The 22,687-nt window shown below is 39.0% G+C and carries 23 protein-coding genes; 8 read left to right on the forward strand and 15 right to left on the reverse strand.

The annotated features are described in order from the left end of the window. Positions 1-6: 6 nt before the first annotated feature. Entirely contained in the window at positions 7-579 is a 573-nt protein-coding gene (locus tag H0184_RS17100; RefSeq protein ID WP_221827242.1) for a TetR/AcrR family transcriptional regulator, read from the reverse strand. A 151-nt stretch (positions 580-730) separates the two neighbouring features. On the opposite strand from H0184_RS17100, the gene H0184_RS17105 reads away from it, so the two are divergent. The 3 genes from H0184_RS17105 to H0184_RS17115 are packed head-to-tail and all read left to right on the forward strand — an operon-like array spanning position 731 to position 3,231. After that, complete coding sequence (locus H0184_RS17105; RefSeq protein WP_221827243.1) at positions 731-1,453, forward strand: ABC transporter ATP-binding protein; 723 nt, start codon at positions 731-733, stop codon at positions 1,451-1,453. Then, positions 1,450-2,550 carry an ABC transporter permease gene (locus tag H0184_RS17110; RefSeq protein WP_221827244.1) on the forward strand — a complete coding sequence of 367 codons (1,101 nt, stop codon included), beginning with the start codon at positions 1,450-1,452 and terminating at the stop codon, positions 2,548-2,550. Before H0184_RS17105 ends, H0184_RS17110 begins: the two co-directional genes overlap by 4 nt. Before the next feature lie 33 nt (positions 2,551-2,583). Next, positions 2,584-3,231: a TetR/AcrR family transcriptional regulator gene (locus H0184_RS17115; protein ID WP_221827245.1), complete on the forward strand. Its 648-nt coding sequence runs from the start codon at positions 2,584-2,586 to the stop codon at positions 3,229-3,231. Between the two features lie 49 nt (positions 3,232-3,280). On the opposite strand, the gene hflX is transcribed toward H0184_RS17115, so the two are convergent. The 3 genes from hflX to H0184_RS17130 form a co-directional block, all read right to left on the reverse strand. Continuing rightward, a complete protein-coding gene (gene hflX / locus H0184_RS17120; RefSeq protein ID WP_221827246.1) occupies positions 3,281-4,531 on the reverse strand; it encodes a GTPase HflX in 1,251 nt (416 codons plus the stop codon). Between the two features lie 448 nt (positions 4,532-4,979). Continuing rightward, on the reverse strand, positions 4,980-5,342 hold the full coding sequence (locus H0184_RS17125; protein ID WP_221827247.1) for a VOC family protein: 363 nt from the start codon (positions 5,340-5,342) through the stop codon (positions 4,980-4,982). A 252-nt stretch (positions 5,343-5,594) separates the two neighbouring features. Then, positions 5,595-6,977 carry an L-cystine transporter gene (locus H0184_RS17130; protein ID WP_221827248.1) on the reverse strand — a complete coding sequence of 461 codons (1,383 nt, stop codon included), beginning with the start codon at positions 6,975-6,977 and terminating at the stop codon, positions 5,595-5,597. Between the two features lie 181 nt (positions 6,978-7,158). Between H0184_RS17130 and H0184_RS17135 the strand changes: the two genes are divergently transcribed. Beyond that, positions 7,159-8,016 carry a hypothetical protein gene (locus H0184_RS17135; RefSeq protein WP_221827249.1) on the forward strand — a complete coding sequence of 286 codons (858 nt, stop codon included), beginning with the start codon at positions 7,159-7,161 and terminating at the stop codon, positions 8,014-8,016. A gap of 124 nt (positions 8,017-8,140) precedes the next feature. Here the strand turns inward: H0184_RS17135 and H0184_RS17140 are convergent, their stop codons facing one another. The 6 genes from H0184_RS17140 to H0184_RS17165 all read right to left on the reverse strand — a co-directional run bounded on the left by H0184_RS17140 (position 8,141) and on the right by H0184_RS17165 (position 12,602). After that, positions 8,141-8,554, reverse strand: a complete 414-nt coding sequence (locus H0184_RS17140) for a DUF1761 domain-containing protein (protein ID WP_221827250.1) — start codon at positions 8,552-8,554, stop codon at positions 8,141-8,143. Positions 8,555-8,643: 89 nt separating this feature from the next. Next, positions 8,644-10,044 (reverse strand): sensor histidine kinase, encoded by a 1,401-nt coding sequence (locus H0184_RS17145; RefSeq protein WP_260631642.1) that lies wholly within the window; start codon positions 10,042-10,044, stop codon positions 8,644-8,646. After that, positions 10,034-10,705 (reverse strand): response regulator transcription factor, encoded by a 672-nt coding sequence (locus H0184_RS17150; RefSeq protein WP_221827251.1) that lies wholly within the window; start codon positions 10,703-10,705, stop codon positions 10,034-10,036. The genes H0184_RS17145 and H0184_RS17150 overlap by 11 nt, the downstream gene beginning before the upstream one ends. A 19-nt stretch (positions 10,706-10,724) precedes the next feature. Continuing rightward, positions 10,725-11,441 carry a M50 family metallopeptidase gene (locus H0184_RS17155; protein ID WP_221827252.1) on the reverse strand — a complete coding sequence of 239 codons (717 nt, stop codon included), beginning with the start codon at positions 11,439-11,441 and terminating at the stop codon, positions 10,725-10,727. A gap of 79 nt (positions 11,442-11,520) precedes the next feature. Then, entirely contained in the window at positions 11,521-12,189 is a 669-nt protein-coding gene (locus H0184_RS17160) for a PspA/IM30 family protein (protein WP_221827253.1), read from the reverse strand. A 5-nt stretch (positions 12,190-12,194) separates the two neighbouring features. Continuing rightward, a complete protein-coding gene (locus H0184_RS17165; RefSeq protein ID WP_221827254.1) occupies positions 12,195-12,602 on the reverse strand; it encodes a hypothetical protein in 408 nt (135 codons plus the stop codon). A gap of 204 nt (positions 12,603-12,806) precedes the next feature. Between H0184_RS17165 and H0184_RS17170 the strand changes: the two genes are divergently transcribed. Then, complete coding sequence (locus H0184_RS17170; protein WP_221827255.1) at positions 12,807-14,003, forward strand: MFS transporter; 1,197 nt, start codon at positions 12,807-12,809, stop codon at positions 14,001-14,003. Positions 14,004-14,039: 36 nt separating this feature from the next. Here the strand turns inward: H0184_RS17170 and H0184_RS17175 are convergent, their stop codons facing one another. Both H0184_RS17175 and H0184_RS17180 read right to left on the reverse strand, forming a co-directional pair. After that, complete coding sequence (locus tag H0184_RS17175; RefSeq protein WP_221827256.1) at positions 14,040-15,038, reverse strand: HAAS signaling domain-containing protein; 999 nt, start codon at positions 15,036-15,038, stop codon at positions 14,040-14,042. Next, positions 15,035-15,373, reverse strand: coding sequence for a PadR family transcriptional regulator (locus H0184_RS17180; RefSeq protein WP_221827257.1), 339 nt, complete (start codon positions 15,371-15,373; stop codon positions 15,035-15,037). The genes H0184_RS17175 and H0184_RS17180 overlap by 4 nt, the downstream gene beginning before the upstream one ends. Before the next feature lie 185 nt (positions 15,374-15,558). Here H0184_RS17180 and H0184_RS17185 point away from each other — a divergent pair, with 185 nt between their 5' ends. Then, complete coding sequence (locus H0184_RS17185; RefSeq protein ID WP_221827258.1) at positions 15,559-16,059, forward strand: DinB family protein; 501 nt, start codon at positions 15,559-15,561, stop codon at positions 16,057-16,059. Between the two features lie 58 nt (positions 16,060-16,117). On the opposite strand, the gene H0184_RS17190 is transcribed toward H0184_RS17185, so the two are convergent. The 3 genes from H0184_RS17190 to H0184_RS17200 form a co-directional block, all read right to left on the reverse strand. Beyond that, the gene (locus H0184_RS17190; protein WP_221827259.1) at positions 16,118-17,215 is read right to left on the reverse strand and encodes an amidohydrolase; all 1,098 of its coding nucleotides are present in this window, start codon (positions 17,213-17,215) and stop codon (positions 16,118-16,120) included. Positions 17,216-17,359: 144 nt separating this feature from the next. Continuing rightward, complete coding sequence (locus H0184_RS17195) at positions 17,360-18,622, reverse strand: hypothetical protein (protein WP_221827260.1); 1,263 nt, start codon at positions 18,620-18,622, stop codon at positions 17,360-17,362. Between the two features lie 175 nt (positions 18,623-18,797). Next, positions 18,798-20,225: an alanine/glycine:cation symporter family protein gene (locus tag H0184_RS17200; RefSeq protein WP_221827261.1), complete on the reverse strand. Its 1,428-nt coding sequence runs from the start codon at positions 20,223-20,225 to the stop codon at positions 18,798-18,800. 404 nt (positions 20,226-20,629) lie between these two features. Here H0184_RS17200 and H0184_RS17205 point away from each other — a divergent pair, with 404 nt between their 5' ends. Beyond that, positions 20,630-21,166 (forward strand): ribonuclease H-like YkuK family protein, encoded by a 537-nt coding sequence (locus H0184_RS17205; protein ID WP_221827262.1) that lies wholly within the window; start codon positions 20,630-20,632, stop codon positions 21,164-21,166. 188 nt (positions 21,167-21,354) lie between these two features. Further along, positions 21,355-22,683: a UDP-glucose dehydrogenase family protein gene (locus tag H0184_RS17210; RefSeq protein ID WP_221827263.1), complete on the forward strand. Its 1,329-nt coding sequence runs from the start codon at positions 21,355-21,357 to the stop codon at positions 22,681-22,683. Positions 22,684-22,687: the final 4 nt, after the last annotated feature.

Below are 22,687 nucleotides of genomic sequence, written 5' to 3' on the forward strand. Positions count from 1 at the left end.
TGTCAATTAACTATTATTGAACATTCCCTGACGAATGATTTCCTTTATTGAATTAACCCATTCTTGATGGGGAACCCCAAAATGATTAGGAATTGCGACAGTCTGGAGGATAAATCCTATGATAAGACTGTCCGGAATATGGGATTTCAGTTTTCCTTCTTCCTTACCTTTAAGAATGAAAGTATTTAAATAACGGTACATTTCTAAAGGGAGCTTTTCCAGCTTTTCTTTATTTATGTTTGTTTGTTCTAATTTTGCTAGAACATGCAATGCTGCTTTAATTAGATGATGTATTTCTGTTTTGGTAAAAATAAAATCCATTAGAAAATCGAATTGCTGGTCAAACCCATTGAGTTTTTCAATTTCCTTTAGTTCATGAAGAAATAGTTCCATTTCGTAAATCATAAAATCAGTAATGAGCTCTTCTTTATTTTCGTAATATTTATATAATGCTGCTCTCGAGACATCCATTCGATCCGCCAAAAGACTAAAAGTAAAACCGTCATATCCATACTCTAACAGCAGCTGTTTGGCTGCTTGAAATAAATCCACTGTATTAAATTTACGTTCCCGTGCCACCTGCTCACCCCCGGTTTACTATGTGACAATAGTATAACATATTGAAGAAAAATTTTTAGAAATGTACATGACAACACCTATTGAACTATTTCTGTAATTTGATATAATTCAAAGTGAGTAATCACTCATTTTTAGAAAGGGTTGATTAAAAATGTCCTCATCAATTGTTATAAATAAAGTGAGCAAAAGCTTTGGAAAAAAGAAAGTCCTTAATCAGATTAACTTAACGGTGAAATCAGGAGAAATTTTTGGACTAATTGGTCCTTCAGGCTCAGGCAAAACAAGCTTGGTAAAAATCATCGTCGGCATGGATTCACCCAGCCAAGGTGATGTCCAGGTATTGAATACTGGTGTTCCTAATTTGAAACTTTTACAGAGAATCGGATATATGGCCCAAGCCGATGCCCTGTATTCCGATTTAACAGGAGAAGAAAACCTTGCATTCTTCGCTTCCCTTTTTAAGCTTAAAAAAGAGGAGAAAAAAAGGCGAATTGCCTATGCAGCACATTTAGTGAATTTAACAGATGAGTTGAAAAAGAAGGTCCAAAACTATTCTGGCGGCATGAAGCGCCGATTGTCTCTGGCTGTTGCCTTGATACAGGATCCTGAAATTCTTATTTTAGATGAGCCGACTGTTGGAATCGATCCTGAATTAAGACAGTCAATTTGGGCTGAGTTATATCGCTTAAAAAACGAAGGGAAAACGATTTTAGTAACTACCCATGTAATGGATGAAGCCGAGAAATGTGACCGATTAGCTATGGTACGTGATGGTGAAATCATCACAAGCGGTTCGCCTGCGGAATTGAAAGAACAGTATGGGATTACCAGTTTAGAAGAGGTATTTTTGACAGCAGGAGGGAAACAGCAATGAGTATCCTTGCCATGGTAAAACGGATATTTCACCAAATGTTACGTGATAAACGGGCTTTGGCTTTGATGATGGTGGCTCCTTTATTGGTTTTGACCCTCCTTGATTATCTCCTTGCAGGGAATACTGTCGACCCTAGACTTGGTGTGATGAATACGAATGACACGTTAGTTGAAAGATTAGAAGACTCTAATATAACCGTCCTGCAGGTTGAAGAAAGGTCAAAAGACATCCTTTTAGATAAAGATTTAGATGGAATCCTTGAAATTGCTGGAGAAGAAGTCTCATTAACCCTTACAAATGATCAGCCTAATGCAGCCAAAGCTCTACAAATAAAGGTACAACAGGCTATTGCAGCAGAAAAGGCTAAAGTTCAGGGTGAAAATTTGTCTGCCTTTATGGAAAGGATTAAGAGTCAGTTACCAGAAGTTCCCGTTAAGATGGAGCAGGTGAAAGCACCTGAAGTAGCTACTTCTTATATATATGGAAATAAAGACACCATCTTTTTTGATCAGTTAAGCCCTATCTTAGTTGGATTCTTTGTCTTCTTCTTTGTGTTCTTAATTTCGGGGATTGCATTATTGAGGGAACGAACCACGGGTACCCTTGAACGATTACTTGCAACTCCTATTCTTAGAAGAGATATTGTTTTTGGGTATCTATTGGGGTACGGATTATTTGCAGTGGTACAAACAATTATTGTTGTTACCTATGCTGTAAAAGTATTAGATATAACGCTTGTAGGTTCCTTTTGGAATGTTGTGATCATTAACTTAACTCTTGCTTTAGTGGCGTTGTCACTTGGTATTCTCCTATCGGCATTCGCGAATTCAGAGTTTCAGATGATGCAATTTATTCCGATTGCGATTATCCCACAGGTCTTTTTTGCAGGGATCTTCCCGTTTGAGTCTATGGCCGGCTGGATGCAGGTTCTTGCTAAATGCATGCCGATGTATTATGGCGGCAGCGCCTTAGTGGACGTCATGTATAAAGGGTTAGGACTCGGTGCTATTCGGAACGACCTTTTAGTGTTACTGGGCTTTGCCCTTGTCTTCATGGTTTTAAATGTTGTAGCATTGAAGAAATATAGGAAGATATGATTTGTGATTTTGTTATGAAAAAAGGAGTTAACAATGACTGAAGAAGAATTAATGCTGCAGCAGCTATTTGATGAAGATAAATTGACTGAAAAGCAAAAGAAAATCATTGTCGCGGCAATTGAAACCTTTTCTGAAAAAGGCTATGCTGCATCTTCGACAAGTGAAATCGCCAAAAAGGCAGGGGTTGCCGAAGGAACCATCTTTCGTCATTATAAAACGAAAAAAGAATTGCTGGTTTCCATAGTTGCCCCGCTGATGACAAAATTCATTGCCCCTTTAGTGGTAAAGGACTTTAATAAAGTGCTTTACCGGGAATTTGAAACGGTCGAAGAGTTTCTGAGAGCAACCATAGAAAATAGAAGAGATCTTCTTATCCGGATGTTACCTGTAGTGAAAATTATGTTGCAAGAGATTCCTTTTCAGCCGGAATTGCGTGAACAATTTTTTGAACTCGTTGTAGAAAATATATTTAAACGCGTTGAAAAAGTAATCATAGGCTATCAAGAAAAAGGGCAGCTCATTGATATGCCGCCGAAAAGTATAGCCAGGTTAACGATTACAAATATACTTGGCTTCTTGTTATCCCGTTATGTCCTCTTTCCGAATTTGGACTGGGACGATGAGCTTGAAATTGAAAGGACCATCCACTTTATCATGCATGGTCTTGGAAAAAAGGATTAACAGCAAGGTTTGTAAAGCCCCCTTCAATTAACTGAAGGGGGCTTCCTTTTTAGATGACATACTGCTGATATTTTTCAAAATCATTGCTGTTACATTCGAGCGATAATAAAGTGCCGTTATATTCATATTTTGTGGAGAGCACATTAGCATTTTCATTAAGATACGAGATTAATCGCCCATCATCAAAAGGAATGAGCATTTCACACTGAATGGGATTTTTTAAAATTTGCTGGTTAATCCTTTCAACTAGTTCATCCAAGCCAATGTTTTGCTTGGCAGAAAGGTAAACCCTATTTCCCTTTATTGCTGGAAATTCCTCTGCCACTAAATCAGCCTTATTAAATGCAAAAATCATAGGGATATTATCTATTCCCATATCCTTCAGTGTTTGATTGGTTACGTTTATCTGCTTCTGATAATTAGGGCTTGAATAATCAACAACATGTATGATTAAATCTGCTGCAGCTGCTTCCTCCAGGGTTGATTGAAAGGCTTTAACAAGGTGATGTGGAAGTTTATCTACAAACCCTACCGTATCAGACAGTAAAAAGGGCTGATGATTAGAAAGTTTTATTTTTCTCACTGATGTATCAAGCGTTGCAAATAACATGTCTTTCTCAAATACTTGTTTATGAAAGGAATGATTCGATTTCTTTAATAGAGCATTTAAGATGGTTGATTTTCCTGCATTTGTGTAGCCCACTAAGGAAACGAGCGGGATGCCGCTTTTCTTACGCTGATTCCTCAGTGTTTCCCTTTTTGTTACAATGGCTTCTAATTCCTTTTTTAACGCCGTGATCTTTTCTTCAATCTTCCTGCGGTCGAGCTCTAATTTTGTTTCGCCAGATCCTCTGTTAATTAAGCCCACGCCGCCGCCTTGTCTGCCTAGGGAGTCACGTTGACCACTGATACGAGGAAGCATATATTGGAGATTTGCCATTTCAACCTGAAGCTGTGCCTCCCGCGTCTTGGCACGCTGCGCAAATATGTCCAAAATCAACATCGTCCGATCGATAACTTTTCTATTGAGATCAGCTTCAAGATTACGAATCTGCGAACCCGTTAATTCATCGTTAAAGATGACAACATCTGCGTCAAGCTGCTCGAGGAGCTGATTGGCTTCGGTTATTTTTCCCGTGCCAATATAATGAGCCTTATTGCACCGACTCAAACTTTGAGTTAGTTCCCCAACAACTTCTATATCACAGGCTGCTGCCAGGTTCTTCAATTCTTGCATGGAATAATGAAAGTCAGGTTGATGATTTATATTCACACCTATTAAAATAGCTTTTTCTCTCATCTTTTCTCCCCCATTTCCTTTTTGGACAAATAAAAACACAGACTATGCCCGCCTGTGCTTTGCGTAAATGGAAAAGACAATACAAAAAACACCTGATAATTCCTTATCTGGCTTTGTATGGACTCCTGCTTAAAAATACCTGTACTATTTTAATAAAGGTATTCTTCGTATTCATAATTATTTTTAAAGACAGCAAAAAAGAGGGTAGACTCGCCCCCTCTTTTTTACCTACCGTAAAATAAAGGTTTCCTTAAAAATAAGGCAGACCAATCCCATTTACCCCGCACGCACACGGCAAGGCTTGAACGTTATTTAGTTAACGATTCAAAAGTTGGAATCTAAATCTGCGATACTTCATTTGGAAAACCTCCATTTCTCTATAACTGCTTTAATCATAACACCAATATAAATGGTAAACAATAACAATAATAACTGAAATTACGACAATTTATCCTTTTAATAAAAATTCATTACCGTCTTCATCATTGAATTGTACAAAGGTTCCCCATTGCATACTGTTTGGCTCACCCTTGAAAGACACTCCATTTGCTTTCATATTTTCATATGTTTCCATGACGTTGTCGCAAGCAAACACAATCGAAGCCATCCTGTTTTCATGTCCCTGCATCATTGATTTCGGATAAATGACGAGGTGCGTACCCGCATTTTGTGGACCTACCTCCAGCCAGTGTGCATTGGGTCCCATTGGAAACTCTGCTTTTACTTCAAAACCCACCTTGTTTGTCCAAAAATCCTTTGCTTTTTGCTGATCCTCTACATAAACTGCTACAGTTGCAAGATTTGTAATCATATGTAAAGCCTCCCTTGAACATTTCTCAAAACCAATAATATCAGTAAAGCAAAGCAATACCAAGGCTTCATGGCCTTCTAATCAAACGTTTAATTAGTTTACCTCCCAATCTAATCAAACGTTTGATTAGATAATATTCCATAAAAAAACTGGATAGCCATCCCGGCCATCCAGTAAATCCCAAAGTGTCCATACCACACGGACAGTGTCCACGAGTGGTGCCTGTCACCGCTTTTTAGTGTCACTAATTATTTATGCTTCAACAATATTTGGCTGTTGATATACTTCATTTTCGAATTCGCCTGTTGCTTTGCTTGTTAGTACTCCAGATGTCATGGCTCCACTTACGTTAAGTGCTGTACGTCCCATGTCAATTAGTGGTTCTACTGAGATTAGGAGACCCACTATCGCGATTGGAAGGTTCATAACAGATAGTACGATTAGCGCTGCGAATGTCGCACCACCGCCAACTCCTGCTACACCGAATGAGCTAATGGCAACTACAAGAATAAGTGAAAGAATAAATCCAGGGCTTAGTGGATCGATTCCTGCTGCTGGTGCAACCATTACCGCCAGCATCGCTGGATAAACCCCAGCACATCCGTTTTGACCAATGGTTAGTCCGAATGAACCTGCAAAGTTTGCAATCCCTTCAGAAACACCAAGGTCTTTCGTTTGCGTTTTAATCGTTAAAGGCAGTGTTCCTGCACTTGAACGTGAAGAGAAGGCAAATGTTAAGGTTGGTAAAGCCTTTTTCACATAATTAACTGGGTTAATTTTTGCAATTGCTAATAACAATAAATGAACAATGAACACAAGAATAAGTGCTACATAAGAAGCTATAACAAACTTCCCTAATTTTACAATAGCATCATAATTACTGGTTGCTGCAACCTTTGTAATAATGGCTAAAATACCATATGGTGTTAAACGAAGGATTAACGTTACAATTCTCATTGTTACTGCGTATAGAGCATCAATAATCTTCGCAAAAAGTTCAGCATGTTCTGGCTCTTTACGCTTTACTCCAAGGTAAGCAATTCCGATAAAAGCTGCGAAGATAACAACAGCAATCGTTGAAGTTGCCCGAGCACCTGTTAGATCACTGAATGGATTAGCTGGAAATAAATCAAGTATTTGTTGTGGAATAGTCATAGCTTCAACTGTAACGACTCTTTCCTCTAACGAAGCATTTCGTGCCGCTTCTGCTTCACCTTCAGTCAGTTCGATACCATCAAGACCAAATCCCAATGATGTACCAATGCCAATTGCTGCAGAAATAGCAGTTGTTCCAAGTAAAATTCCAATTACAAGGATACTGATTTTCCCAATGTTTTTTGTTAGTTTTAATTTTGTGAAAGCTCCAACGATGGAAATGAATACAAGCGGCATAACAATCATTTGTAGTAACTTAACGTAACCTGATCCTACAATATTAAACCACGCAATTGATTCAGTTGTTACCTCAGAATCCGTACCATAAATTAAATGAATAATAAAACCAAAGATAAGACCTAAACCTAAACCAGTGAATACACGTTTTGAGAATGATACATGCTTCTTTGCCATCATGCGTAAACCGACCATGAGTAAAAGCAATACTACTACATTCACAATAATAAGAAATGCATTCATCTTTTTCCCCCCTTATATGATATATATTTCTTTTTTCCTAAATTAGTCTATGAAAATACTATTATATATATTCCTATCAGTCAAGTCGGAATAATATGTTTTTTTATTCTAATAATTTGAATAAAATCTTCACTTTGATAAATACTACCTGCTAACAATAAGGACAGAAGGAGATTTTAATTTGGCGTTTAATTCCTACTGGTATCTGGGATTGGGACTTTTAAGTATTCTTCTGTTAATTTATGTTTATTTTAAAACAAGGAATACAAGGAGTTTATTGCTTTTTATCTCCATGGTCGGTCTTGGATATCTCATAGAAATTGTGATTTACAACTTTGGTCATAGTTACCAGTATTATCCTAAACTTATTAATCATGATCCTATTTACGACAGTAATATGGGGGCAATTGCCTCAAATGCTTTGGCATTACCTGCTGTTGCTGCTTTTATTGCTGCTTTGCGAAAAGGTTGGATGTGGATATTATTTTTTATTTGCATATTTGCAGGGATTGAATGGGCATTTTTGAAGCTAAATATCTATTCGCATAATTGGTGGAGGATAGGTTATACATCTCTCGGATTACTTGTTTTTTACTTCCCATTAACAAAAGTGTTCCATCAACTATTATCTAATCCACTAAAAGGATTCCTGCATTCATTATTCCTTTTTTTAATGATTGGTCCCTTCTCCGGTTCTCTGCATATTCTCCCAATTATGTTTTTGTCTAACAGATATTATTGCCTCGAATGGTTTGACAACCATTCCAAAGATACCACTGCCTTTAGTGCTCTCTTTTATTTAGGTGCCTGTCTTTTTTACGTATGGATAGTAAAACGTCAATGGGAGAACAAATGGTTGAAATATATATTAACGCCCCTTTTGATGTACGCTGTGAATGAAATTCTGAAAAGAGGAGGAATCCTCCACAGCCTCGTCTGGTGGGATTTATGGTATTATCCAATCATATCTGTTATCTTATTGAAAATTACCGTCTCTATTAGCAAACACCTTTCAAATGGTCCACCCAAAAATGCCTGACCCGTTTATTTAGGGTCAGGCATTTTTCGGTGTTACTGTCCGCCTCAGGTGGACAGTGTACACGAGCGGTAAACACCTTTTAGGTGTCACCTTGGTGACAGGCACCAAATTTTCGAACCAAATTTTATTTCCACATACCCAGGATTAACCCCATGATAGTGAAGGTTACTACGTGATAACCGGCGTTGATAAGGTATAGTTTTAGTGATTTTCTTTCGAATAGGTAGGTGATTCCCATTGCGGTTGCTACCCAGAAAAGTCCTGCCATTAGTCCTGCTGTTGCACCAAAAATGGCGTCTCTTTCTGGACCTAGGAACATGACGAGTACAAAGGATATGATGAGAGATAGTATAAATGCTCCTCCAAATATCATTGCCATGTTACTATTCTTCAATTTTTCTTCTGTATAGCCGTTTTCTTCCATCCAAGGCTTTTCAAATAATAAGGAATACCAAAGTCCTCCAATGACAAAAGCCGATAATGCTGCTACTAATACTGCCCAATAATTAATTGAATCTATTGCTTGTTGAAAATCCACTCGTTTTCCCCCAACCCGATTATAGATATGTCTTTTACACACAATTATAGGCAGGAATTTCCTATCTATTCAAGGTATATAAGTAATCTCTATTGATTTAGTGGGATTCGAATAGTAAAAACTGTTCCTTTTCCAACTTCACTAGCAATGTAAATTGTTCCATTATGGGTTTCCACAATCCATTTTGCAATGGAAAGTCCTAACCCATGTCCTCCCATTTGTCGTGAACGGGATTTGTCTACACGGTAGAAACGCTCAAAAATGTGAATCTGATCCTCTTTTTTAATCCCTATCCCTGTATCTCTGACCATTATACAAAGCTCATTATCTTCCCTTAATAGTAAGAGCCATACTTCTCCATCATTGGGTGTGTATTTAATCGCGTTGTCTAATAGTATATATAGCAGCTGCGATAATCTCTGCGAATCTCCTATCACTATCAGTGAATCAAGAGCCTCTAAATGAAGCCTAATCTGCTTTGAGTCTGCCATTGGACGGACAGATTCAATCGCTTTCTCAGCATGAGGACGAAAGTCAAACGTCTCTGTTCTCCGTTCGATGATATTTGAATCTGAACGTGCCAGCGTTAACAAGTCACCTACCAAGCCTGTCATTCGTTTCACTTCCTGCCTCATATTGAATAGCAGCTTTCCGGCAAATTCCTCTTTCTTGGTATCAAGCGTCATTTCAATGGCGTCGAGAGACGATAACAATACGCTTAAGGGCGTTCGCAGCTCGTGCGAGGCATCTGCGACAAACTCCCGCTGTCTTGTAAAAGCTCTGCTAATGGGAATCATTGCTTTTTTCGACATGGCTGTACTAATCAATAGCGCCACGCCTACAAACACAATTCCAATTACCAAAAGGATGATCAATAACCAGTGGAAAAGCTGATAGGCAAAGGTAATATCCTTACCGATAAACAATTTTCCAACATAACGGCCGTGATCATATATTGACTGACTGGCGATGATAAGCCGGATTTCTCTCTCGGGCTCTCTCTGAAAAAACTCGCCAGGTTTTCCTTTGCCTCTCTCGCTTCCCTCTAAATGAAGTGTTTCCTTAAGAATCTCTCCATCATTCAGGTGTCTTCGACTCAAAATTTCTAACACTGCAGACCGCATTCGCTGATCTGCTTCGTTTCCCATAATCAATTCTCCATTTGAATTCACAACATAATAAAAAAGCTGGTTTACTCCGGCAAACACTACCTCTTGATTTTGAATCCCGCGAAAATCATTTTTTTCATCTGTTGATAAATACTCCTCTAAAAAACCTGCTTCCTGACTCACCAATGCTTCAAGTTCTGTCTCCTGATTCCTTAAAATACTAAAATAGAGGACGGTGTAAACAATCATAATAAAAAGGATAAGAAATAATATCTGCAAACCGCTATAAATACGGGTAAGCCTGCCCTGGGTACTTTTAAAGACATCCTTCTCACCAAAGTTTGTGAGGGAGCGGAAGAATGGAAGCAAATTAGTTTTCAAGCTTATAACCTACCCCTCTTACACTTTGTATCAGCTCTTGTTTTCCTGCTTTATCTAACTTTTTTCGAATAAGTTTTACGGTTGCATCGATGGTCTTAAGCGCAACGTCAGCATCCAGCCCCCAAATACGCTCAAGAATCACTTCTCGCGGAATAACTTGTCCTTTGTTCTGGATCAATAAATCTAATAATTGAAACTCCCGCGGACTTAATTGGATTTCCTCATTTCCGCAGCGGACAAAATGACCATTTCGATTCAGCACTAAATCCTGTACCTTAATCTCCTCTTCTACTAAAGGTGCATAATTTCGGCGTGAAAGTGCCCGCAGTCTTGCCAGCAGTTCACCAATTTCAAACGGCTTCACGAGGTAATCGTCAGCTCCTGAATCCAATCCCTTAATTCGGTCTTCCACTGTATCCTTTGCAGTCAGCATCAGGATGGCGCCTGGATATCCTTGTTTTCGTAATCGGCGGCAGACCTCTACTCCATCGCCGTTCGGCATCATCCAATCTAGGACTAAGACATCATAGTGTGTATTGGAAGCGTAGTAATACGCATCTTCCCCTTCCATCACCCACTCTACTTTGTATCCGGTTTTCGTTAGCATATATACAATTAATTCACCTAGCTGCGAATCATCTTCTGCTAATAAGATTTTCATGCTTTAGAACTCCTTTTTATCAGGTGATGAACTTCTCCATTATCTGGATGACCTCTAACAACTCAAATCTTATCATAGCTGCCTTTATATTTAGAAATTCATAGAAAATAAAATAGACTGCATAAAGCGACTGGCCAAGTAAGGCGATTCCACAAAAAACAACTGGTATCCTTGCTATTTTTGCTATAGCGCCCGGTTTACCTCCATTCTTAAAACTGTTTCCTATTACTTGGAAGGCATTTATGATAGCTTGAATAAGAATTAGTGAGGATAAAAAGATACTTACATGCATAATCGCTAAGTCATTTCTGAAATACAGTGGTAAAGCTAATAGTAAGATAAATGATAGTGCCCACAAAACCCCAAAAAGGTTTCGAACCCAGAGTAAGATAGAGACCACCATTAGACCGATAAAGAAATATATAACGAAATGAAACTGATTAAAGGATAGTAAAAAAAATAACCCCATTGCTAGTAACAATGTACCCGTATAGCCAATATAAACAATCATTACCCTTTTAACTTTAGAATTGACAATGTTTGTTGTCTCTCCAGAACCGTTTTTGTACAATTTTATTTTATTTGCTTTTCCTTCTCTCGTAACCACAACTGCTAAAACATGAATGACCTTTTCAATCAGTATATTACATAGGGAGAAATATACTCTAAACACAGGAAGCCTGCTAACAGCAAGCGCCGCTGCCAAATAAATCAGAATGAGGCTGGTAGTACTCACATTGAAATCTCCTTTCTATTTGTATAAGAAAAGGAAGCACCATTTCTGCAAAAGAAGTGCTTCCTTTCTTTCGTTATCCTTACAATGTCACTTTTTCACGCTTTAGTTTCTCAAGTTCCTTTTCGAGTTCTTCTTCTCTTACATAGTTTTGAAACACTGCGTCATGCTGTGCTAAAGGACTGGAAAATTGGCTCCCCGCTTGCACCTGAGCTTCCATTAACATAATACGCTCCTCTGCACGTGCCACTCCTCTTGCAATATTATCTGTTTGAAAGGAAACCGTCGCTTTTTGAATTTGTTTAATAGACTGAGCCACATTTGCCCGTGAAGCTAATAAAATTTTCTTATGCTGCAATTCATTATAGGTTTCCTTCAACTGATTCAATTTTTCTATTAAAATTTGGGTCTGCTCTTTTATCGCATTAAATTGCTGCTGATAGAGGTCAAACTGTTTTTCATGAAGCAGTTTTTCCTGAACCGCTAATTTCGCGATTGTATCCTCTTCTTGTTCAATGGCTAACTTTGCCTGACGCGTTCTTTTTGCAATCAATTCTTCTGTTTCTAGCAGCAGGGCTGCTTGTTTTTTCTCAACAAGGTATTGCTGTGATAGTGCTTTTTGACCCTTTAGAATTTCCTGTTCCAATTCTCTTGAATATTCATTCAACATCGCAATTGGATCTTCCATCCCATCTAACAATCCATTGATTTCAGCCTTCGTAATTGTCTTTACTCTTTTAAAAATACCCATTTTCGTTATTCTCCTTTTTTGGTTATATTTTTTTCCCATTGGTCTAACATGCTTGCATTTTGATTGATGACCGGAATATGTGAACCTGTTACAGGTGTATCAATGAACTGCTGCATTGCAGAATTTTTTGTTTTCCTTCTAACCCATTTCACAATTAGAACTAAAAGTGTTAGTCCAATAATCAGAAATAATAAAAGTCCAAACCAAGAAAATTCTCCTCCGTGATGAGGACCATTCATAAATTGGTGAGGGCCCCTTCCGCCATGGTGCCCCCGCCCTTCAGGCCGCAGCCCATTTCGGAACACCTCATTGGTTTGATGTCCTCCTAAGAGATGCAGGAAGAAATTAATTACAACCAGTGCAGAAGTAATTATCACACCCCAGATAACGGCTAGTTTAACTCTAGTATTCATTGCTATCATTCCTCCTTTCGTTCTTGATAGTTTGAAGTTTATCGTACAATGGTGAAAACTTGGTGAAAGGTGGACAGGTACGAAATTATTTTTAAAAAATACTGGTTTTTCTTACTATGTAAAAGTGGTTATTCTAATCTATTAACAATTAGATTATGATAGTGTTTGGATGAAAATTAATTTAAGTGATTGAGAGGCCGGCTTATGTGGAAAAACAGAAATGTATGGATTATTTTAACAGGTGAATTTATCGCTGGTCTTGGCTTATGGCTTGGAATTATTGGCAATTTAGAGTTTATGCAGGAAAAGATACCTTCTGATTTCTTAAAATCACTTCTTATGGCTGCCGGCCTTGTTGCGGGGATTGCCGTAGGACCGTATGCTGGCAGAATTACGGATCAGGCGAGCAAGAAAACAGTCATGCTATGGTCGGGTTTGCTGCGGACAATCAGTGTCATTTTTATGTTGATTGCAATCGCAACTGGTTCAGTTTGGTGGATGCTTGTCTTTTTTGTTTCGATCCAGATTTCGGCTGCCTTCTATTTTCCAGCACTGCAGGCGACGATTCCGCTTATTGTGAAAGATAGGGATTTGCTTCAAATGAATGGAGTGCATATGAATGTATCCACCCTTTCTCGAATCATCGGTACAGCCCTTGGGGGAATTCTTTTGGTACTTCTTCCCTTATCGATTCTCTATATAGGTTCACTAGCTGCCTACCTAGGATTACTCATCCTGACATGGTTTCTAAACTTTGAGGAAAATAACAGTGATGCTTCTGTTGCGAAGGTTACCAAAGAAAAGACTAGTTTTAAAGATGTTTTACCTGTAATTAAGGGTCTGCCGATAGTCTTCATGACCCTATTGATGACGCTGGTTCCACTTTTGTTTTTAGGCGGATTTAATCTTTTGGTGATTAACATTAGTGAGCTCCAGGATAGTTCTGCCATCAAAGGCTGGATTTATGCAGCCGAAGGAGTTTCCTTTATGGCCGGTGCTCTCTTCATTAAAAGGATAAGTAACAAACTAACTTCATACACCATTTTATTTAGCAGCTCGATTCTGGTCGGTTTGTCCCAGCTTCTGCTTTTCTTTGCAGACGTTACAGTTATAACCATTGCTGCATTCCTGGTCTTTGGTTTTTCCGTTGGCTGCTTCTATCCAACAGCAGCTACCATTTTTCAAACAAAAGTACCGAAGGATTTCCATGGAAGGTTCTTCTCATTCCGTAATATGCTTGACCGGATTGGCTTCCAAATTGTGCTGCTTTTAACTGGATTCTTTCTAGATTTTATCGGTCTGCAGCTAATGTGCGTCTTATATGGCGGGCTGACCATTCTTATAACTATCTTATTCTACTTTAAAAATAAGCAGCTTCATACGGTACAACAGGAGAATTAAAAGAGAAGGCACCATCCTTTTGGATGATGCCTTTTATTATTTCTTTATATTAGCTTTCCGAAAACCTTGATAGATATCTATTACAGCAAATAAAACGAATGTAAATATTGCACCCCCGGCAAACCAGTTGCCAAAATCACCAGAAAGACTAAATAAATCCGTTATATAAGTAACAAAGGCTGGATTAAATAATTGATTGTTGCTAATGATGATGATAAATACCACTGAAGAGACAACATGCATAACCGTATTGAGCACTGCAATCTTCCTATTCCAATGACCCGTTCTCAATTTATACATGTCTAAAGCAATCTCCAGCCCAATGACAATGACCGCCAGCGGCCAATAGGAAATCAGTACCTCATGATTGAATGTTGGCGTTACGAATTCGAGGCCATTCCTTCCTTTCTCATAGACTCCTAGAAGGCTGGCTGCATTGAAATAAACACTTGCCCAAATTGCTGTCCAAAGCAAGCCGAGAAACACTTCCACCTTTGATATAGCTTTTTCCTTTGGAATGTAAGGAATATTATATAAGTCTTCTGGCGTCCACTCTTTAAAACATGCTGTTAATGGAGTCTGACTTTGCTTATGGTCTGTTCGCTCGATAATCGCAAACACCACCGTCAACCAGAAAAACACTTGAACCCCAGTGCTAAGTATCCCCCAAATACCGTGGCCTGCTAAGTCTAAAATTACGTTTAGTACTGCTTCGTCACCTGAATAAGAAAATATCGTTGTAGCTATCAAGGATATAAGGGAAAATACTGCGGCAATGGGGAGAATTATTTTTAACAGATTGATATAAACATCAAAGTAACGCGGTCCTATTAAATGCATAGGACGATCTAGGTAACCACTCGCAAGGATTGCTGGATTCCCCATTTTTTCAAGAACAGACTTAACATCTTCCTCCTTGTAATCATCTGGAAGCATATCCTCGATCGTTGAGCGAAGTTCAAGTGCAATATCCTCTCGGCTTTTTTCAGGGAGCCTGCGTGTAACCTCTTGAATATAAAGGTCGATCATTCTCATTCGTTATCCTCTCCTTTTAATAATAGGGAAAGTTCTTGTGAGGTCTTTTCCCATTCTTTTTTTAATTGTTGATAAATTTCGATTCCATATGGGGTTAACACATAATATCTGCGTGGTCTGCTTTCAGTTGTATCCCAGCTGCTTGTGACTAGCTCTTGTTTTTCCAGACGGCGAAGCAACGGATATAGTGTACTTTGTTCAATCGATATTCCACATTGTTCTAATAATTGGACAAGGGAATAGCCATATTGTGGTGTACGGAGCTGACTTAACACTGCCAATGTCAATGTACCTCTCCTTAGCTCTGTAGTTAATGAATTTAATAAGGTACTCATGTGTGCCTCCTTTGTCTTTTATGCTGTGCGTCATACACTATACTTTATACTATGCATCATACACTATTGTTGTTCACATAACAATTAAAATTCAATAATATTTTCCATTGGAGATTTGGAAGGAATAATTTTTATATTGAAGAATATAAACAATATGAATGTTCATTTGAGGAGCGTGGTTGTTTATGAGTCTGGATGTAATGGAAACCTTAACTTCAACGAGGAAAAAATTACTTAATGAAATCTCTGGTCTAAGCAATGAGGAATTGAATAAGAAACCGAGCGCTGATACGTGGAGTGTCGCACAAGTATGTCATCATTTGTACTTAGCAGAACGTGTCTTTACTCAAGCAATTATTTACGGACTAAGTAAAAGTAACGGGAGGAAAGCAGCTCCAGTACCCGTGCAGTTAACAGTAGACCGCACTCAGAAAGCAAAAGCTCCAGATATGGTCGTACCTAGTGATGACCCACTGGATCTTCAAAGTATTAGTGAGCTTTTAGGTCAATCAAGAAACCTATTTTTAGAGTTTTATAATCAACTAGACGATAAGTCAATCCTTGCAGAAAAGTCAGCCAAGCATCCCCTCTTTGGTTATATGCCGTTAGATCAATGGGTCGAACTAATTTATCTCCACGACGAACGGCATATCGAGCAGATTAAGGAAATAAAAAATTTGTTATAAAAGAAAGTGCCTGTCACCAATACATGGCAACAGGCACCTTACAATCCTTTTCCTTCTATTAAGCTCTTAGCAGCGTTTCAGCTAGTATCCGTGCCCCAAGGTCAAGGACAGCTGGCTCAAAGGTCATTTTAGGATGATGTAATCCTGGTTGAAGATTAGCACCCACGCCAATCATCGTTGCCTTCAAGTTTGGGTTTTTTATGGTGTAAAAATGGAAGTCATCACTGCCAGACGTGATGACAGGCGGCGCAAGCGCCTCACTGCCTGCAATATTCACAATCGCTTCTTTGGCAATTGCTTCTGCGTCAGTAGAAACCTCAGCACCTGGAGTAAAATCACTCCATTTCCATTCGATATCAACACCATAAAGGTCTTTTAAGCTGTTCATGCCTTGATCAATTTGGTCCTTAAGCTTTTCCAAAACTTCATTTTTTTGAGCACGTACATCAATTCCAAATTCCGCAGTACCTGGGATAATGTTTAAGCTCTCACCTCCAGCAATAACTTTCGTAAGTTTTGCAGAGTAGGCTTCAAATGGTGAAAGGTAGATAGACTTAATGAATTGGTGCATTCCAACAATCACATCTAGTGCATTATTGCCTTGATGCGGCCGTGCACCATGTGCATCTGCACCAATGATTTTTCCTTCTAAAAAAATGGCTGAACCATGATGGATAGAAGGAGAAACTTTTCCTAATGGAAGCTCTTCTAACGGACGAAGATGTATTCCAAATAAGTGGCTGACAAGTTCAATTGCCCCTTTTTCTATCATCGCAAGTGATCCATTACCTTTTTCCTCAGCTGGCTGAAAAATAAAACGCAGCTTTTTAGTGAGTTGTTTATCTTTAACATAAAGAAGCGCACCTAAGACCATTGAAATGATAGCGTCATGACCACAGGAGTGGTTCCCCTGCCAAATTCCGTCTACCTCTTGCCATAAAGCGTCCATTTCCGCTCGGACTGCTATCACTTCATCGCCTTCCCCAATCTCAGCAATAAGTCCCGTGACATCAGTGAAAATACGATATGCAACACCCAAATCTTCTAAAATATCAGCAATGGTTTGAGTTGTCCGAACCTCCTTCCAGCTTACCTCCGGATTTGCGTGAAAATCCTCAAACCACGCTAAAATCTGTTTTTCATAATCTGCAGCCAACAAAAAGCACCCCTATTCCAAAAAACTAATATACAAATAGTACACCAACCAACCTTGTCCCCACAATAAATTTAGCAGATAATTGAAATCAAAATAATAGAGTGAACCCCCATTTTGGTTCACTCCATTTATTCTAGCAATAAGTTATGTATTAGATATTGACCGCTTGGGCATTACCACGAAACCCATTGCCCCCCGTGATTTAAGAACTTTAATCAGCTGGTCTATAAGAGAGGTATTACATGTTACCTCTATAATAACCTCACTTTTGCGGCTTGCTAACATTTTCACTTTCTTTTTACTGATCGCTAATTCGATGATCAATCCCAAGAAGAAACCGCCTACTAGACCTAGCAGTCCCCAAATTATTGGTCCCCAGTGCAATCTAAAACCATAAATAGAGCCCAGGACCGCAAAGATTGTTCCACCCATCATAGCCCCATCCAAAACACTTCTCCCATCTACCCGCTGAATAGTGTCGATGACGTGTATTTGTGAATCAAGGTTTTCTAGAGGTAATGCTACGATATTCTGCGAGGGCACTCCCAGTTTCTCAATATCATGGATCAGCATTTCTACAAAAGGCGAATGGTCCATTGAAACGATTATTTTTGTTGAGTTGTCATCCATTGTGATTGGTTGTGTCAAGTTTGCATCCCTCAGTCTGAGAAATCGTATTTGTTCAATATCGTATAATGTATTGTTTTCAGTTACCGATACATACGCCTGATAGATAGCAAAGGCATACATAGAAGGCAAGAATAAATACCACTGCCAATCCACAGAAGCAGCTGCTTTATCAAAGTCTCCTAGGAATGAATGGAGAAAGGTGCGAACAGCCGCAGCCTTATAGCAAACATATATCCACCAAGCCAGAATAAATGTGCCAACAACCGTACTGCCGCCATATAATTGCCCCAGCCCTGGTGTAAAAATGGACCAGAGCGAACCTATCAAGGGGCTCTTTTTGTCAAGAATTACAACATCAAAAAAGGTAACATCTGAAGGTGTGACAGGTGCATCCTCAATTTCGGCCAGAATGTGGCTTTTTTTGATTTCAACCGCACAGCGGTAACTGTCCCAGATAGAATATATATACACTGCCACATAAAGCAGAGCCCAGTCTTGATTTAATATCTCCTTTGCCTCATCAAACCTTCCAAGAAAGGAGAAGGCAATCGACATGTTTAGATGGGACAGATTGTTTACCACAAGCTCCCAGATGATTAAAATTAAGCCATGTAGATATTTACCTATAAACATGTGCCCAAAGCCAGGAAAAGCAGCAGACCACCAAGCTGCAATCCAAGGCGTGCGGGGATATACTGAATTGGTTCCAAATACTGATATTTCCCCTTTAGAATAGCGCGGCTTTATGCTGGCTGACTGAAACTTCTGATGTGGCATAGAAATGATTCTCCTTCGGCTCCTGTCTATTAATAACCTTACCAACAATTACCTTTATTATTCGATTTCTACCTGCATCTCACCCTAATGGAATTTCTTTGTGTATATTGGCGGGAGCCGTGATAGCCATAACTAAAAAAAGTGACAGGCACCCAGGTACCTGTCACTCAACATTTTAAACTATTTTTCTCTTAGACTTAGATCCTTCTGGAGCATCTTCCCATGCCTCAAGGTTCGTTAACCCTTCGATATTGGATGAATAGAAAACTGGGTTCTTTCCTTTAGCCTTTTGTTTCTTATAATCTGCAAGTGCTGCATAGGCGAACTTCCCTAATAGCGCGATGGCAATTAGGTTAATAACCGCCATTAATGCCATAAACAAGTCTGCAAGATTCCAGACAAAGCTCAATTCTGCTATTGCCCCAAAAGCTACCATTCCGACTACTAACACTCGGAAGAGGTTTAAGAACACTTTATTTTTCTTAATAAATTCAATATTAGATTCTGCATAATAGTAATTACCTACAATTGAACTGAAGGCAAATAAGAAAACGATGAATGCAAGGAATGTCCCTGCCCATGACCCTAATGAACCTTCAAGTGCATTTTGTGTTAAGACAATTCCGTTTGCTTCCTCAGAAGTATACATCCCTGACAAAAGAATGATAAATGCTGTTGAACTACAAATCACAAGCGTGTCCACAAATACACTAAGCGATTGAACAAGCCCCTGTTTAACTGGATGGCTGACGTCAGCAGCTGCGGCTGCGTTCGGTGCACTACCCATTCCAGCTTCGTTTGAGAACAATCCGCGTTTAATCCCATTCATCATCGCAGCTCCAAGAGCCCCGCCTGCTACTTCATTAAAACCAAATGCACTTTTAAAAATCAATGATATAACACCAGGGATTTCAGTGAAATTAGTTACCATAATATAGAGAGCAATTAATACATAAGCTCCTGCCATAATCGGAACCATCCACTCAGCAACTTTGGCAACTCTTTTAATACCGCCAAAAATAATGACAGCCGTGATTACTGCAAGAATAACAGCAATAACGGTTTTATCAATACCAAAGGAATTGTTCAAAGAGCTGGTAATCGTGTTTGCCTGAACAGAGTTGAAAGCCAGTCCGAAAGTGATGGAGATTAACACAGCGAATGTAACGCCCATCCAACGAGCTTTTAACGCTTTTTCCATATAGTAAGCTGGCCCGCCTCGGAAAGTGTCCCCTTCTTTTACCTTGAAAATCTGTGCAAGGGTACTTTCCACAAACGCAGATGCTGATCCGATAAGAGCTATAAGCCACATCCAAAATACAGCACCTGGACCACCTGTTGTAATCGCTATCGCGACACCCGCAAGGTTCCCTGTACCTACTCTAGAAGCAGTACTGATACAGAATGCCTGGAAAGAAGAAACTCCCTTTTTGCCAGAAGTTGCACCTTCACCCATTAACCGAAACATTTCCCCAATCATTCGAAATTGTACGAAATTAGTTCGGAAAGTAAAATACAGACCTAAACCAACTAACATAATAATTAAAACATATGACCAAAGCAGCGTATTTGCACTATTCATAAAATTCTCAATCATCTTCATATAAAAAACCCTCCCCTAACAAAAATTATCTCCACACCCAAGACACTAATTTAGCAAAAACACACAAAATTGACAATGGTATTATCCTTCCAGTCTGATAGCGGTGACACATTAGTGGTGACAGGCACCACAGAAAGACACTGTCCACCCCAGGCGGACAATTTGTCTCAATGTTTAATAGTTCTAAGAATACTTTTAATGCTGTTTTACTTATTTACGAAAATTTAACGTTGCCATGAGCTGGTTCTGCTAACTTGTTTGAGTTTAAGGATTTTCGTATTTGGACAACTTTGTTTGCAACCTGTCCTATTACTGGTGCACAAGAATAATTTTTATTCCATAAAATAATATTAAGAAATGTAAGAGGAATTAATAAATACGAAAGGAAAGATGTGGTGTATTGAATGAAAAATTATCAAGTTTTTGATTATTCGTTTCAGAATCTTCGTGAGAAAAGCATGTCGTTTGAACAAGTCTTTGAACACATTGTAAAATTCATGAATTTAGCACCCAGCGGGAATTATCGGTTAATGGTTGGAACAGATTCACAGGTTCATAAGCGGCATACGATATTTATTACGGGAATCGTCATTCAAAATCAAGGTAAAGGAGCCTGGGCCTGTATTAGAAAGATTATCATCCCTAGAAAGATGACGCAGCTGCATGAAAGAATTTCCTTTGAACTCTCTTTAACAGAGGACATTGTTGCCCTATTTAACGAGGAAAGAAAAAATCGATTAATCAATATCGTCCTTCCCTTTGTTTATCAGGGAGCAACCTTCACCATGGAAGGGCATATCGACATTGGAGCCGGAAAACGCAATAAAACGAGAGAATTTGTGAAAGAAATGGTCTCACGGATGGAATCCATGGGGGTTGAACCAAAGATTAAACCAAATGCCTTCGTAGCTTCAAGTTACGCCAATCGGTATACAAAATAGGGACCTGAGCCATGCTGCGTTCACTAACAAACGCACCAGGGCTCAGGTCTCTACTTTTTTCCAGTAAAAGAAAGCAATAATCCCCATTAAAACTATACAAAGTCTTTACACTCTTTTAACACTAGGTTAAGAAAGAATTCAAACTTTTCAGATAAAGTGGAGATAACACTATTATTTGGAGGGATACGATGAAGATTACAGTTGCCGGGGCAGGAAATGTTGGTTTGGTTACAGCAGTTTGTTTCGCAGAAGCAGGTCATCAAGTAACCTGTATAGACACACAAAGAGAGAAAATAGAAATGCTCGAAAATGGACACTCCCCCTTCTTTGAACCTGGACTGGAACCTTTATTAGAGAAGAATCTCTCCAAAGGACAACTCTGCTTTACTACGGATCAGAATCACGCCTATTCTGAGGCTGAAGTCATTTTTCTTGCAGTCGGAACGCCTGAAAAAAGAGATGGTTCTGTTGACTTATCTTACATTTATGCGGCAACTTATACTATTGCTCACACAATAAAAAATAACGTCATTGTCTGTACAAAAAGCACCGTCCCTGTTGGAACAAATGATATGATTAAGCAAATTTTCCAACAGCGCAAGCCTCGTCACCTCAGGGTTGATGTGGTATCCAATCCAGAATTTCTTCGCGAAGGATCAGCGGTAATGGATTTCTTTTTAGGAGATCGAATCGTAATTGGCGTTGATAATCCTGAAGCAGCCTCGATCATGGAACAGCTTTACCTTCCATTAAAGATTCCGTTAATCCAAACCGATATTCGGAGTGCAGAGATGATAAAATATGCCTCCAATGCCTTCCTTGCAACGAAGATAAGCTTTATTAATGAAATTGCCAATCTTTGCGAAAAAGTTGAGGCGAATATTGAAGAAGTTGCTTATGGGATGGGAATGGATAAACGAATTGGGACTTCGTACCTTCAAGCAGGAATTGGATATGGGGGTTCATGCTTTCCAAAGGACACAAAAGCACTCATTCAACTGGCAGGCAATGTCCGTCACCCCTTCGAATTGCTTGAGTCCGTCATTAAAGTCAACCAGCAGCAGCACTCCCTTTTAGTAAAGAAAGCAATGGAATTACTAGGACCCTTAAAGGGAAAAAAAGCAGCCTTGCTTGGGCTTGCTTTTAAGCCGGAAACTGATGATATCCGTGACGCTGTTTCCTTAACCATTATTAAAGAATTACTTGAAGAAGGATCCATTGTGACTGCTTATGACCCAATTGCAATAACAAATGCACATAATCTGATAGGGAATTCAATTGAGTACACAACAAACATTCGTCAAGCGCTTAAAGGTGCCGACTTTGCAATCATTGCAACCGAGTGGGACCAAATAAAGCACCTGCCATTGTTTACGTACCCTGATTATATGAAAGAACCAATTGTTTTAGATGGACGAAATTGCTATTCCCTTAAAGATATTGAACAATATCCGATTACCTACGTATCTATTGGCAGACCAACAATTACTAATGTAAAGCCTGCGGAGCAACATTAAATAA

Source organism: Neobacillus niacini, from assembly GCF_019749295.1.
GTDB classification, from domain to species: domain Bacteria; phylum Bacillota; class Bacilli; order Bacillales; family Cytobacillaceae; genus Neobacillus; species Neobacillus niacini_D.

Bases quoted from the DNA above. Each gene is read 5' to 3' on its own strand.
- H0184_RS17150 (WP_221827251.1), bottom strand. From the start codon at position 10,705: ATGAAAATCTTATTAGCAGAAGATGATTCGCAGCTAGGTGAATTAATT.
- H0184_RS17110 (WP_221827244.1), top strand. From the start codon at position 1,450: ATGAGTATCCTTGCCATGGTAAAACGGATATTTCACCAAATGTTACGT.
- H0184_RS17170 (WP_221827255.1), top strand. From the start codon at position 12,807: ATGTGGAAAAACAGAAATGTATGGATTATTTTAACAGGTGAATTTATC.
- H0184_RS17205 (WP_221827262.1), top strand. From the start codon at position 20,630: ATGAAAAATTATCAAGTTTTTGATTATTCGTTTCAGAATCTTCGTGAG.
- H0184_RS17105 (WP_221827243.1), top strand. From the start codon at position 731: ATGTCCTCATCAATTGTTATAAATAAAGTGAGCAAAAGCTTTGGAAAA.
- H0184_RS17125 (WP_221827247.1), bottom strand. From the start codon at position 5,342: ATGATTACAAATCTTGCAACTGTAGCAGTTTATGTAGAGGATCAGCAA.
- H0184_RS17115 (WP_221827245.1), top strand. From the start codon at position 2,584: ATGACTGAAGAAGAATTAATGCTGCAGCAGCTATTTGATGAAGATAAA.
- H0184_RS17210 (WP_221827263.1), top strand. From the start codon at position 21,355: ATGAAGATTACAGTTGCCGGGGCAGGAAATGTTGGTTTGGTTACAGCA.
- H0184_RS17165 (WP_221827254.1), bottom strand. From the start codon at position 12,602: ATGAATACTAGAGTTAAACTAGCCGTTATCTGGGGTGTGATAATTACT.
- hflX (WP_221827246.1), bottom strand. From the start codon at position 4,531: ATGAGAGAAAAAGCTATTTTAATAGGTGTGAATATAAATCATCAACCT.
- H0184_RS17130 (WP_221827248.1), bottom strand. From the start codon at position 6,977: ATGAATGCATTTCTTATTATTGTGAATGTAGTAGTATTGCTTTTACTC.
- H0184_RS17175 (WP_221827256.1), bottom strand. From the start codon at position 15,038: ATGAGAATGATCGACCTTTATATTCAAGAGGTTACACGCAGGCTCCCT.
- H0184_RS17185 (WP_221827258.1), top strand. From the start codon at position 15,559: ATGAGTCTGGATGTAATGGAAACCTTAACTTCAACGAGGAAAAAATTA.
- H0184_RS17200 (WP_221827261.1), bottom strand. From the start codon at position 20,225: ATGAAGATGATTGAGAATTTTATGAATAGTGCAAATACGCTGCTTTGG.
- H0184_RS17180 (WP_221827257.1), bottom strand. From the start codon at position 15,373: ATGAGTACCTTATTAAATTCATTAACTACAGAGCTAAGGAGAGGTACA.
- H0184_RS17160 (WP_221827253.1), bottom strand. From the start codon at position 12,189: ATGGGTATTTTTAAAAGAGTAAAGACAATTACGAAGGCTGAAATCAAT.
- H0184_RS17195 (WP_221827260.1), bottom strand. From the start codon at position 18,622: ATGCCACATCAGAAGTTTCAGTCAGCCAGCATAAAGCCGCGCTATTCT.